The 13,408-nt window shown below is 38.6% G+C and carries 11 protein-coding genes; 7 read left to right on the top strand and 4 right to left on the bottom strand.

Annotated features, from left to right (window positions below; genetic code table 11):
* The first annotated feature begins 5 nt into the window (after window positions 1–5).
* The 5 genes from IGJ01_RS09710 to IGJ01_RS09690 all read left to right on the top strand — a co-directional run bounded on the left by IGJ01_RS09710 (window position 6) and on the right by IGJ01_RS09690 (window position 5,416).
* Window positions 6–731 (top strand): methionine ABC transporter ATP-binding protein, encoded by a 726-nt coding sequence (locus IGJ01_RS09710; protein WP_101699142.1) that lies wholly within the window; start codon window positions 6–8, stop codon window positions 729–731.
* The gene (locus tag IGJ01_RS09705; RefSeq protein WP_005235530.1) at window positions 718–1,386 is read left to right on the top strand and encodes a methionine ABC transporter permease; all 669 of its coding nucleotides are present in this window, start codon (window positions 718–720) and stop codon (window positions 1,384–1,386) included. The genes IGJ01_RS09710 and IGJ01_RS09705 overlap by 14 nt, the downstream gene beginning before the upstream one ends.
* 5 nt (window positions 1,387–1,391) lie before the next feature.
* Window positions 1,392–2,207 (top strand): MetQ/NlpA family ABC transporter substrate-binding protein, encoded by an 816-nt coding sequence (locus tag IGJ01_RS09700; protein WP_430601010.1) that lies wholly within the window; start codon window positions 1,392–1,394, stop codon window positions 2,205–2,207.
* 192 nt (window positions 2,208–2,399) lie between these two features.
* Window positions 2,400–3,980: a peptide chain release factor 3 gene (locus tag IGJ01_RS09695; protein ID WP_430601009.1), complete on the top strand. Its 1,581-nt coding sequence runs from the start codon at window positions 2,400–2,402 to the stop codon at window positions 3,978–3,980.
* A 665-nt stretch (window positions 3,981–4,645) separates the two neighbouring features.
* On the top strand, window positions 4,646–5,416 hold the full coding sequence (locus tag IGJ01_RS09690) for a hypothetical protein (RefSeq protein WP_061054249.1): 771 nt from the start codon (window positions 4,646–4,648) through the stop codon (window positions 5,414–5,416).
* A 140-nt stretch (window positions 5,417–5,556) separates the two neighbouring features.
* Here IGJ01_RS09690 and IGJ01_RS09685 read toward each other — a convergent pair whose 3' ends face one another.
* On the bottom strand, window positions 5,557–6,615 hold the full coding sequence (locus tag IGJ01_RS09685) for a WxL protein peptidoglycan domain-containing protein (RefSeq protein WP_430601008.1): 1,059 nt from the start codon (window positions 6,613–6,615) through the stop codon (window positions 5,557–5,559).
* A gap of 19 nt (window positions 6,616–6,634) precedes the next feature.
* Window positions 6,635–7,117 carry a hypothetical protein gene (locus IGJ01_RS09680; RefSeq protein ID WP_005235554.1) on the bottom strand — a complete coding sequence of 161 codons (483 nt, stop codon included), beginning with the start codon at window positions 7,115–7,117 and terminating at the stop codon, window positions 6,635–6,637.
* A 1,031-nt stretch (window positions 7,118–8,148) separates the two neighbouring features.
* On the opposite strand from IGJ01_RS09680, the gene IGJ01_RS09675 reads away from it, so the two are divergent.
* Complete coding sequence (locus IGJ01_RS09675; RefSeq protein ID WP_430601007.1) at window positions 8,149–8,616, top strand: hypothetical protein; 468 nt, start codon at window positions 8,149–8,151, stop codon at window positions 8,614–8,616.
* A 566-nt stretch (window positions 8,617–9,182) separates the two neighbouring features.
* The gene (locus tag IGJ01_RS09670; protein WP_429961299.1) at window positions 9,183–10,409 is read left to right on the top strand and encodes a helix-turn-helix domain-containing protein; all 1,227 of its coding nucleotides are present in this window, start codon (window positions 9,183–9,185) and stop codon (window positions 10,407–10,409) included.
* Window positions 10,410–10,570: 161 nt separating this feature from the next.
* Here the strand turns inward: IGJ01_RS09670 and IGJ01_RS09665 are convergent, their stop codons facing one another.
* On the bottom strand, window positions 10,571–10,882 hold the full coding sequence (locus IGJ01_RS09665; RefSeq protein ID WP_008378223.1) for a DUF1827 family protein: 312 nt from the start codon (window positions 10,880–10,882) through the stop codon (window positions 10,571–10,573).
* A 151-nt stretch (window positions 10,883–11,033) separates the two neighbouring features.
* Window positions 11,034–13,295 (bottom strand): AAA family ATPase, encoded by a 2,262-nt coding sequence (locus tag IGJ01_RS09660; RefSeq protein ID WP_430601626.1) that lies wholly within the window; start codon window positions 13,293–13,295, stop codon window positions 11,034–11,036.
* Window positions 13,296–13,408 lie beyond the last annotated feature (113 nt).

Here is a 13,408-nt window from a genome sequence, read left to right as displayed (position 1 = left end):
AAAAGATGTTAGAAGCGATCAATCTCACAAAGCGTTACGATCGAAAGGTTCTCGATGGTTTGTCTTTTTCTGTTCAGGCAGGAGAAATCGTTGGGGTCGTCGGCAAAAGCGGCTCAGGAAAATCGACGTTGTTGCGGCTTTTAAACTTGATTGAAACCCCAGACAGCGGGGAATTACTTTTTGATGGCAAAAAAATCGATACATCGAATAAAAAGCATCTGCTACGTGCACAACAAGAAATCGGCATGATTTTTCAAAATTACAATCTGTTACACAATCGAACCGTTTTCGAAAATGTCTATTTGCCCTTGAAGTTAATGGGAAAGTCAGCAGATATGGTACTTGAGATGCTTTCGTTTGTTGGCATGGAAGATAAGGCCCACATCTATCCGGCCAAGTTAAGCGGCGGAGAGAAACAACGAGTGGCTATTGCACGGGCTTTGATCCGTGAGCCAAAAATCTTGCTGTGTGACGAGCCCACTAGTGCGCTGGACGAAGATACGAAAGCCGATGTTCTTGCTTTGCTGCAAAAAGTTCAACAGACGTTTCAACCAGCTGTCGTCTTTGTCAGTCATGAGCTATCGGCCGTCCGACAAATTTGTCAACGTGTGTTTGTATTGGAGGACGCCGTCTTTGAGGCGGAGTTTGCCAATCAGCCACAACCAATCGTCCGCATTGAAAGCTCTTATGTGAACAAAGTGGAGAGGAGTCTGCTGCATGACGATCAGTGAGAGTATTTTGTATTATCTGCCTGAATTGCTGCAATCTTTGAAAGAAACAGCGATCATGATGGGCATTTCGATGCTCGCAGCCATTGTCTTAGGTCTACCGTTAGGTGTCTGGCTTTTTCTCAGTCGCAGCCGAGGGAAAAAAATCTCATTTCTTTATGAGTGTTTGAATCTCATTGTGACGATCATCCGCTCGTTTCCTTTTTTATTATTTGTTGTAGCGTTGATCCCGTTGACGCGGATGCTTTTAGGCAGCTCATTTGGACCGATTCCCGCCAGTTTTCCTTTGAGCATCGTTGCTATGAGTATTTTTGCTCGTTTGACGGAGCAAGTGCTGTTGGATGTTCCAGAAGAAGTTTCTTATTTGGCGAAATCTCTTGGTGTCAGTCAATGGCAGTATGTTTGGTCGTTTTTACTAGTGGAAGCTAGAAGCGGCTTGATTTTATCTTTAACGACGACAGCAGTCAGCATGGTTTCTTATTCGACGGTGATGGGGATCGTTGGTGGCGGCGGTATCGGCGATTTTGCGATCCGTTATGGGTACCAGCGTTATGAGTATGGCGTGATGTATTTTGCAATTATCATCATGATTCTTTTGGTCTTTATCCTGCAAGGGATTGGCAATCAAGCAGCAAGAAAACTTGATAAACGAAAATAGGAGGAATGAAAGTGAAAAAAGGATTTGTTTTAGGATTGAGTGTATTGGCATTAGGTGTATTGGGGGCTTGCGGTACAGGTTCTGATGAAGCGAGCGAAGAGAAAATCATCAAGGTCGCTTCGCAAACGACGCCAATGACCGATGTCGTAAAGGTTGCAGCTGAAGCAGTGGAAGATGGCTGGGAAATCCAATTGGTCCAAGTCAATGACAATATCCAGTACAATGAGTTGCTGAATAATGACGAGGTCGATGCTAACTTTGCGCAACATGAACCATATATGCAAATGTATAATGAAGAAAAAGATGCAAACCTAGTGGCACTAGATAAAATCTACAACGCAAAAGTCGGTTTTTATTCCAAAGAGTATACGAATATCAATGATATTCCAGAAGGAACGAAAGTCGCATTGCCAAATGATGTGTCCAATGAAGGTCGAGCATTAGCGATTTTAGCAGAAGAAGGATTGATCACCCTTAAAGAAGGCGTTGGTGTCAATGGAACACTTAAAGACGTTACCGAAAATCCGAAAAATTTTGAGTGGTTATCTGTCGATTTACTGAATCTTGCGGAAGCCTATGATGAACCAAACGTATCTTTGGTATACAATTACCCAACCTATATCGCGAAAATCGGTTTGAAACCAGCAGATGCCCTTTTCTTAGAAAAGACCATCGATGATCGCTTTGCTATCTCATTGGTTGCTCGAGAAGACAATCAAGATTCTGAAAAAATCGCTGTATTGCGCCGTGCCATGACTAGCGATAAAGTTCGTGAGTTTTTAGAAAGCGAGCATAGCGATACCTTATTGCCAGCATTTTAATTTATTTCTATCAAAATGGAAGGAGCGCCCTTTGCCTAACTCTCTAAAAGAGAGTAGTCAAAGGGGTTTCTTGTCTTTTTTTGCTTTTTTATCACCCTTATCCATGATATACTGATTTGGTCAGAAAACTAGCGACAGTCTAAAATAGACACTGTTCGCATTGTAAATACAAGAAATGGAGCAATAGAATCAATGGATAATCCAAAATTAAAACAACAAGTCGATAGTCGCCGTACCTTTGCGATTATTTCCCATCCGGATGCGGGGAAAACAACCATTACAGAACAATTATTATTATTCGGTGGCGCGATTCGCCAAGCTGGTACGGTCAAAGGGAAAAAGACTGGTAATTTCGCAAAGTCCGACTGGATGGAAATCGAAAAACAACGGGGGATCTCCGTTACCAGTTCCGTTATGCAGTTTGATTACCAAGGCAAACGGGTCAATATTTTAGATACCCCTGGGCATGAGGACTTTTCTGAAGATACCTACCGTACCTTGATGGCGGTGGATAGTGCTGTCATGGTGATCGATAGCGCAAAAGGGATCGAAGCACAAACGAAAAAACTCTTCCAGGTCGTTAAAAAACGTGGTATTCCGATTTTTACTTTTATCAATAAACTCGACCGTGATGGCCGCGAACCATTAGAATTATTAGAAGAACTAGAAGATCTTTTAGAGATCGAATCATTTCCAATGAATTGGCCGATCGGCATGGGGAAAGGCTTGGAAGGACTGTATGATATCCACAACCAACGGGTCGAATTTTACCGTCCTGACAATCACGGTGGGGAACGTTTAGTTGCCCTAGATGAAAATGGTCAATTCCCAGCAGATCATCCATTTGCCGAAGATGGGCTGTTCCAACAAGTTTTAGAAGAAGTGGAATTGCTGCAAGAAGCTGGCGACGCCTTTGATACAGAAAAAATCGCTCGGGGCGATCAAACCCCTGTATTCTTTGGTTCTGCTCTCACAAATTTTGGCGTACAGACCTTTTTAGAAACCTTCTTGACTTTTGCACCAGCACCTTACGGACATAAAACACTAGCTGGTGAGGAAGTCAGTCCTTATGAACCAGAAATGTCTGGGTTTGTATTCAAGATCCAAGCAAACATGAATCCTGCCCATCGTGACCGGATCGCCTTTGTCCGCATTTGTTCAGGAACCTTTGAACGAGGCATGGACGTTACTTTAGAACGTACTGGCAAAAAAATGAAACTCAGCAATGTGACTCAATTTATGGCTGATACCCGTGAAAATATTGAAGAAGCTGTCGCCGGAGATATTATTGGTGTCTATGACACGGGGAATTATCAAATCGGTGACACGATCTATGAAGGAAAACTAAAAGTTGCTTACGAAGAGCTGCCATCGTTTACTCCGGAACTCTTTATGAAAGTTACTGCGAAAAATGTGATGAAGCAAAAATCTTTCCATAAAGGAATCTATCAGTTGGTCCAAGAAGGGGCTATCCAGTTGTACAAGACGTATCTTAGTGATGAGTATATCATCGGTGCTGTCGGGCAACTGCAATTTGAAGTTTTCCAATATCGCATGATGAATGAGTACAATGCGGAAGTCATCATGACCCCAATGGGCCACAAGATCGCCCGTTGGATCGATCCGAAAGACTTGGATGAGCGTATGAGCTCCAGTCGTAACATTTTAGCGAGAGACCGTTTCGACCAGCCATTGTTCTTGTTTGAGAATCAATTTGCGATGCGTTGGTTCGCAGATAAGTATCCAGATGTCGAATTGAAGAGTTTGATGTAAGAGCCGTTTCCCGCGAGCCTGTCTAGGTATGCGCAACTCTGTACGTAAGGCTGATCTTTTTGAATTGAACGATCGTAGAAAGTCCTTTCTTATCAAAATGGATAAGAAGGGGCTTTTTTTTGCTGAAAACGTGCTTTTGATACAGAAAGAAGGCTGTGTGGTTGGGGCAATGGTCCAATGATCAGACAATTATCCTAATTTATAAACATTCTTTTAAAAGAAGATAAAAAGAGTTGGAAAAAGAGCGTAGTATTAAATATGACCGCAAGGAAGTGCACTTGAAATGAATAGAAAAATATCATAGGCACATTTGGTGATTCAGGAAATTTTCACTTGTTTGAAAGTAGAGGGAAAGCAGAGAATAGATTGCCAGTGATAGAGGTCATTTAATCATTTGATCGAGGGACAAGTTCTTTTTGTCAGATGCTACTAGTGAAGACTAAACTTTCTTTATCTGAGCATGATTCGGTTATAGCCCTTAAAACTTCATTTGAAGCACTTCTAACAGATGGCTTAAGTTTTCAGTTGGTGAACCATGGTTTCATAACTCCAAAATGAATTAGTCTCATTGCTAGTCTACTAGTTATCTATAGATCGATTTTGCTAAAGCGAATGATTATTTGTTAAATAAAAGTGATTTTTGAAAGAAGAAAGGGGACCATGTAGTGCTAAAAAGTTTGTTATTTATATTTTCGGCGATATTTTTCTTTCCAACAGTAGAGGCTGCGGCTGATGAGGTTTCCGAAACGTTGATTTTTGATTTGAACACGATTGACTTTAAGGACGAACACTATTATTTGTTGAAAACCACACAAGATCTTCAGCTGACCGTCGATAGCAACGGCAGTGAAGGTGCTTTTGGCGTAGAGATCACAGCTGTCGGGAAGGCATTTTCAGCAGAACTAAACAGCGTGAACGGTTCGGAAGAGAAAATCATTCAGATTGAGGATACTGATGAAGCATCAATGATTCTTAACGTAGCTGCAACATTGAACATAAAGGAATATCTTGATTCCAACTCTGAGTACTACCTATCAGTCACTTTTACAGCAATTGATGATTCAGAGACCTTTACGAAAGATATAAAAATGAATCAGACGGATGAGGAAAAAGAAGAGATATCGGATGAGAATTTAATGACTGAAGACCAAGACGATGAAAAGCAAGAAGACAATGGCATCGAAGATGATTCTGAGAGCCAAAAGGAAGAAGCAGAATCTATTTACGACGAGCAAGCAAACTTGGAAGAAGACTCGCTTGATAAGGATTCTACCAAACTAGAAGATTCAATCAGTGATGTTGAGGATGAGGCTGGTACTGAGTTTTTTTTAGGGAAGAAAAGCCAATGTGAGACAGCAACATTTTTTTCAAAAGAAATGATCATTGAAAAAAATATGTTTAGATTTATATTAGGAAAAACCGCTTATTTGATATGAGCAGTTTTTCTTGTCTCACTTCTTCTATTTCTTCCTAAAGAGGAAACCATGGAGAGAAGATACGCAACATTTCTTTAAAAAGGAATCTCTCAATAATTGATGACCAATGGAATAAGTAGAAGCAGAACAAAAGAGAGGAACTAGCCCTCTCTTTTTCTTTTTGATTTTAAAATGTAGATGACTGCAGTTGCTAGCGCTGCAATGAGAACAAAGATGATCCAGATAAGGATTTGATTATTTGTCTGAACGTTGGCAGCGTTCGTTGGACGGTTCTCTTTTTTGAAGTTATCCAAGTCCTCTTTCTCATAAGAAAAAGTAGTGGTGATCGCTTTTCTAGTTGTTTCTATTGTTAAACGGTATTCGCCTTCAATAAGCTCACTATCGTCTATTAAAGGAATCTGCATTCTTGATTTGGTTAACGGCGTTAAAAGAACGGAATCTGCTAACTCTCCAGAGGCAATTGTTTCTCCATTTGGGTTTATTAGTTCGTAGAGCGCATTGTTTAGGTTGCCTAAAATAGGATTATAGTTGAGGGCATAAAATTGTAGGTTTATCGTGTCCTGAAGAGCAACAAATGAGAAATCTTGATAAATAATATCTTGAATATCCTCATATTTGCTAAAAATTAAGTTGATAAAAATGATAGACTCGTAGGCAGACGCAATACTAATAGAATTTTCAGCTGTTTGAACACCTAATATTTGCTTAAAATTAATTCCACCCATTACAGTACCTTCAAGCTCTATGTCGTCTGGAACATTTATGGTAATGCTGACACCAACAGATTCATTAGGAGCAATTTCTATTTGATTCTCTTCGTCTATAGCTTCTGAAGCGATAGTAACATAATTTGAAAAGTCGTATTTATCATCGAGAAGGTTCTCTGTATTCGAAGTGTACAAAATAGAGGATTCTCTTGAAATAGCAGTTGAAGCAAAGGGAGTGACCACTATTGATGAATCACCAGCTCCGATGTTTTCCAATTTAATTTCAAATGTATACTTTTTATCAACATCAGAAGGAAGAGTAATAGTATTTCTTGATGTCTCATATTCGGTATCGCTAAGCGATAGTTTTAAAGTATTCGTTGTCTCATTCGCTGCTGCAATACTTATATTTATATTTGCGATTATTGTCAATATGAGGAAGAACACAGAAACTCTTAGAAAGGAGTCTCTGTGTTTTGATATTTTATCCATATGTTATCCTTTTTAAGAATTAAAGGTCTTGGCCATTGTCTAAGTCAGTAGTATCTGATGCAGTAACTGTGATAGTGGGTGTGCCATCTAGCAAAGCAGTTTGACGATTGAATGTGAAAGTTGTATCTACGCTGGTAGCTACTGATTGGGAAATAGCTTCTGCTTCAACGGCAACATCACCATTTTCGGTGATAACGATTCCTTCAGAATCAGAAGAAACTGTAATTGTAACTTTATTAACTGAACGAGTTAAGTTTGTTAATGTTCCGCCAACGTTTTCAATAGTTCCTGTCATTGTTCCGTTGACAAATAATGCTGGACTTATTTCGAACGTTTCGTTTAAATTCATATCATTAAATGCAAAACTAGATGTTCCTTCTGTTATAGTAACAGCAAATGGAACAGAGGGAACCTCTGGCATAGCAACATCTGCTGACGCAGTGATTCCTCCTACTAGTAGTAAAGATGTTGCCAATGTAGTACCCAAAATAACTTTTTTCATAATAAAACCTCACTTTAATTTTTGCAGATGATTTACTGCTTAAATAAAGTATACAATGATGATGTATTAAGTTATTATCCGTTTTTGCGCTATTTTTAATGAAAAAGTAGAAAGTATTTTATTAATCTGATTTTTTATAAAATAATTTAATCAAATTTTCTAGTAGTCAAGTGATGTTGATTATCAAGTCCACATATTTTTCTGTGTAGCAATTGTCCGTGCGGTAATGATTTATATGAAAATAATTTTGTTGCAATGTTACAATTTGGCTAATATTTTAAGTCAAGATCTTCTCAGAGTTGAAAGAATTGTCGTTCCAACTACGATTCGACCTAGCAAAGTAATTATATTGTTATTCGTAGTCTCTGAGAATTTGCTCTGAATCAGTCGCTATCAGGGGAATCAGTTCTGAAGATTCATATCTGTTATTTCTTTCGTGAACATCTGCAATTCAGTAGAATACAATCTTCTATCATTTTTAAGATACTATTTATAGAAGTAGTTTTACGAGTATGAACTATTGCATAGGTGGGGATTGAACGTATTGTTCTATTTATGCATTTCTATTGAATGGGCAATCAAAGTCATAGATTTGAAAATTATCAATTAATGTTTTTATTCAATTTGTAATCTGTACCTATAAATCTTCTACCTTAACGGGACAGAGATATTAAAGGTTGCTTCAAGCTTAAAATTATAAATCCGTACTTGTTTCATTTTAAAAATATCTCAAAAAAATTAGCTGTTTAGAATTACTATCTCATTAATACTAGATTTTAGTAGGATTCATAATATTAGGAGAATATACAATAAGACTCTTTGAAGAAACCTTAGAGTTTTTTTGTCTCTTTTATTTTTATGAAGTTGCTACTCGTTTCTAATTAACAGGTCTTTTAGTCAGTAGAAAGAAAAATGAGGAACAATGATTATTTTATTTGTAGTTTTTTTGAAAAAAAGACGATAAAAATCGGCTGGTTCTTACTATATCCTTAATAGCAGAGGATCAAAGTTCTTTTAAGGAGTGAATCAAAATGCTGCAAACCAGAATAAATTTCAGTCGAAAAAAGAATGCTACCATGTTGACTGTGCGCTTTTTCAGCAACAAGACGAATACGATTTTAGAGAGAAATTTAATTGTGGATCAAGAAGATGATCGCCAATCGGTTCTTGACTACTTAGCACAATCACTAGGGGAAATCAACATCTTGCAATACTCTTCGAAAAACGTTTTGTGTATCGCTGAACGTTCAAGGTTAGAAAAAGCAGGCGGCAGTCATCGATTGGAACATTTTTGGGGAGATGTGATCAGCTATATCGTTGAGTGCGTGGATAAATCTGGTGTTCATTATGATTTGCATGTCATTGGCAATGTTGATTCGGATGATGAAGAAATCATGCGGTCAATCAATCAAATGAGTGATGAATTGTCGATCATCAACATTTATGAATACAAAGATTGCTGGCTAAAAAGAGAAGATATTTTATTACAAGCTCTTTGAAATGAACTTGATTCCTCAAAGAAGTTTGTCCAGCTAGAAAATGATTTTACTCTCCAAGTCACTTACCAATCAATGAAAGAATACGAATTTTTTCTAAGTTTATGGAAACAGCTAATTCACAGGTTCTTTTTCATGGTTTCCAACACTTTTATGTTACAAAAAATAAGAATCGTTTCACAAGTTTTTCTCACCCGTACTGTTTTAAAGAAGAGGGGATTTTTCTGAAGTTTTTATTAAAATTGTCCGTTTAATGAAAAAAGAGGCTTGAATTTAAGTTTATTTTACTATAATTGGATACTGGGATACTTTTTAAATAAGGCGGGTAAAAAATTTTGGAGTATATAGAAAAATTGTATAGGTTTTATTTAACCAAAAAACAGGTAGATAAATTAACTGTTGTTAGAAATATCATTTTGGAGAAGCAGCTGTCTCTCGATAAAATATGTGAAACGACAAACAAATCTTTGTATCAGGTGAAAATATTGATCAATGAAATCGCCGAAGATATGAGAGAGTTTACGACTTTTGACGAGTCAATTTTTTTGCTGAAAAAGAGAACTGTTTATTTGTCACGAGAATTAAATGAAGAACAAAGCCTGCATATTTTTGTGAATCTAAAGAAAAAATATTTCTTAGAATCTCCTTATTATCGTCTATTATCCTATTTGTTAAGAAAAAGAAAGACCCGTATGGTGGACATCTCGGAAGAATTGATTTTTAGTATTTCTTATTGTTATAAATTGATCAGCTATCTTAAGAAAATGCTGGTTATCCAAAATGTTCCGATTACTATCAATAACAATACAGATTCCATTGATTTGACAGGGGCAGAGCCGTGTGTGAGGATGTACCATTATTTAGTTGAGATCATGGCTTGTAATGTATACATCAATCAGCGAACCCGTGCCAGCGTTGAATTAGCAGCTAAAGAATATGAGCCGTTAAAAACCACGAAAGTGAAGCACGACATTATGTTTTCAATCATTGAAAATGCGGTGTTGAGAGGCTATATTGTCAACGAGTTAGACGATGCTTCCATCACTATTTATGAGCAAATCAAGCAACTAGATGGGGAAAAGCAAGTGATCAAGCTGCTGCCGATCAGAAGTCAGCAAGATATTGAGAAAGAACAGATTTTTTATCATTTCTGGGTTTTTCTTTTCATACCTGAAACGATCTCGGATCAAGAAAAACTACTTTTGGGCCAAAAGCTGAGAAATCTTTTAGGAAATCCGCTGGTCGAATTTTCTGCCGATGTTGTAGCTGTCTTGTCGCAAAAGTATAATCTTTCTAAAGAGATCGAAGAATTCATTACCTATGAATTAGTGATGAATACATGGGGCTGTCTTCATCTCTTTTTGGATAGTTTTGTGTCTACTGAAGATTTGTCCTCTACGAACGAACGAGTATTAGAGGTGGAAGAGCTGATTGCAGCTGCCTTGCAGCGCCATTCGTTTGTAATAGAAAAAGAAGCCCTCTTCTTAAGGAAAATCGCTCAGATCACAGCGTCTTATTTACCTATCCAGGAAGAGGAACCGATTCGCATTGGTATTTCTCTTTTGAACCATCCAGAATATATTCCGGTCATTAAAAACAAACTGTTGAAAATTTACAATGAAAATGTGATTCACTTTAGTTCGAATTTAGGAGACTCAGATATATTGGTTTCTGATGGCGTGCTAATCCATAATGAGTCGCAGAAATTCACATTTTTTGGCAATGTTCATAGTACCAAGGATTGGCACAATCTAAATGTGATGATCCAGTCGATGATTTCTAATAAATATACTTGAAAAGAGAGCGTATGGCTCTCTTTTTTTACTTGAACATCAGGTATCGTTGATCGAAGTACTAACCAAAAGAAGGAAGAGAGAAGACAAAAAAAGATATCTATAAAAGAGGGCTGCGACAGTCACCTTTTATAGATATTTTTTAAACCCATGATCAGGCAAAGCTAACGTGATGAGGATAGCGTTTTTTTGATGGAGATTTCCACCACTTCGGGCATTTGGATCACAGAGATCGTTGCAGGATCATAAGAGCCATCAGGTAATTTTTTCAAGAAGTAATTTTTGATTTCTTCAACTTCCGTCGGGCGAATAGTTCTTTTTTTATTGATCAGCAAAATTTCATTGTGGTTCGGCGCTGAGGTAAAGATCACGGTTGTATCTCCGGCTGTGTAAACCTTTACAAGTTCCGCGTCGGTATTTTCAAGTTGATTCAATACTAGTCGAGAATGGCTGTTCGTAACATTGATTAATTTCACCAGACTCACCTCACATTCTATGTATTTATTAATAACATTATAGGGCGTTTTTTTTCAAAAGAAAAGCCAGACAACTCGGAATTACCCAATTTTTTGGCAAAACATGGTTGTCTGGCAAAGGAAACGTTTCGTTACACGTTTTGGCAGCTTGTTACTCGTTTGTTTCCGATGCTTCTTCTTCAGAAGCCGGATTGGCTTCTTCAAGAGGTGCAGGGGACTCAGCGGAGGTCACAATGATTTTATCTGCATCTTCTAATTGTGCTTTTAGTTGATGTACTTGTGGATGCTCAAGATAAAATTCTGCAATGCCGTCTTCGATTTGATCTTGGATGGTTCTACGCAATGGGCGAGCCCCCATCGTTGCACTGTAACCAAGATCCACCAATTTTTCTTGCACGTCTTGTGGAACGTCGATATGCAATTTTTGTTGGTTAAGGGTTTGATTGACTTCATGCAGCATGAGAGACACGATCGATAACAAGTTTTCCTTGCTTAAAGCTTTAAATTCGATGATGCCGTCAAAGCGGTTGAGAAACTCTGGTGTAAAGTAATTATTCAATTGATTCAAAACGGAACGAGTGATACCTTCACGCGCCGCACCGAAGCCAACGTTAGCTTCAACTTTGCCGGTTCCGGCATTACTTGTCATGATGATCAAGGTGTCCTTAAAGCTGACGGTACGTCCTTGAGCATCGGTCAAGCGACCATCATCGAGAATTTGCAAGAACATATGCAATACATCAGGATGGGCTTTTTCTACTTCATCTAATAGAATCAAGCTGTAAGGATTCCGACGAACTTTTTCAGTCAATTGACCTGCTTCTTCATAGCCAACATAGCCTGGAGGAGAACCAATCAATTTGGATACACTGTGTTTCTCCATGTATTCTGACATGTCGAAACGAATCATTGATTCTTCAGAACCAAACATTTCATAAGCTAATTGTTTTGCTAATTCGGTTTTCCCGACACCGGTTGGACCGACGAATAGGAAAGAGCCGATCGGACGGTTTTGTTTGCCTAAACCGACCCGATTTCTGCGGATCGCTTTTGCAACTTTGTCGATTGCTTCGTCTTGACCAATAACTTTAGCTTTCAAGTCATCCGCAAGATTCCTCAACTGGGTTTGTTCTTTTTCTTTTAATTCCCCAACAGGGATATTTGTCCGTTCTTCAACAATTTGTTCCATGTCTTTTTCGGTGATGACAGGCGTTTCTTCTTCGCTGATTTGACGTTCTTTCATTTTTTGAAGCTTGTTGATTTGATCGCGATAGTAAGCAGCTTTTTCAAAATCTTCTTCTCGAGAGGCAGCTTGTTTTTGTTCTTCCGCTTCTTGTAATTTCTTTTCGATCGTTTTTGGATCAACGATTTGGATCGTCAAGTTTTTCTTCGAACCTGTTTCATCTAGCAGATCGATCGCTTTATCAGGCAAGAATCGATCTTGAATGTAACGGTTAGAAAGGGTAGCGGCAGCTGCGATCGCTTCATCCGTATATTTCACATGATGGTAATCTTCATAACGCGGTTGTAGGCCTTTTAAAATACGAATGGTTTCTTCCACAGAAGGTTCATCCACACGTACTGGTTGCAAACGCCGTTCTAAAGCGGCGTCTTTTTCGATGATGCGGTATTCATTTAACGTCGTTGCTCCGACCATTTGTAGTTCTCCACGGGCAAGAGCTGGTTTTAAGATGTTTCCAGCATCCATATTTCCGTCGCCGGCTGCACCAGCGCCAACGATTTCATGGACTTCATCGATAAACAAGATCACATTTTCCGCTTGCTTGATTTCTTCGATCAATTTTTGGATGCGTTCTTCAAATTGGCCACGAATACCTGTGCCTTGAACAAGCGACGCAACGTCCAAACGAATAACTTCTTTTTCCATCAATTTTTGTGGCACATCACCATCAACGATTTTTTGGGCTAACCCTTCAACGACGGCAGTTTTCCCAACCCCAGGTTCACCAATCAATACAGGATTATTTTTGGTTCGGCGATTAAGGATCTCGATCACGCGTTTGATTTCTGAATCACGACCGACCACTGGATCGACTTCACCATCACGAGCCATTTGAGTGATATTGATGCCATATTCTCCCAGCAGACCCGCAGGTGCTTGGTTATTGCGTGGTGGTTGCCCGCCAACAAAACCGTTACCGCCAGTTTGTGTCGGTGGGGTTTGTTCATAAGGGGTATTTCCTTGCTGCATTTGACGAGACATTTGACGGAATAAATCATCAAGATTGCCAAATCCAAAAGGATCTTGCGCCATTGCAGCTGCAGCATTCCCAGATTGTGCTTTTAATTTTTGGTAACAACTTTGACAATAATCGAGTTGTTTTCTTTGACCATTGACATTGGCATATAAATGAATTGAAGCTTCATTTTTGCCGCAATTTTGACAAAGCATAGATTCACGACCTTTCATATTTGTTCCAACAACCCTATTTTACGGCGCATTTGATTGCTTGTAAAAGAAAAGGGGCTGTGGGCAAAGTAACGGTCACCTTCAAGGTAATGTGT

The organism is Enterococcus sp. AZ089 (genome assembly GCF_050547225.1).
Classification (GTDB): Bacteria; Bacillota; Bacilli; order Lactobacillales; family Enterococcaceae; genus Enterococcus_D; species Enterococcus_D entomosocium.
This window is presented reverse-complemented; position numbering and strand designations above follow the sequence as displayed.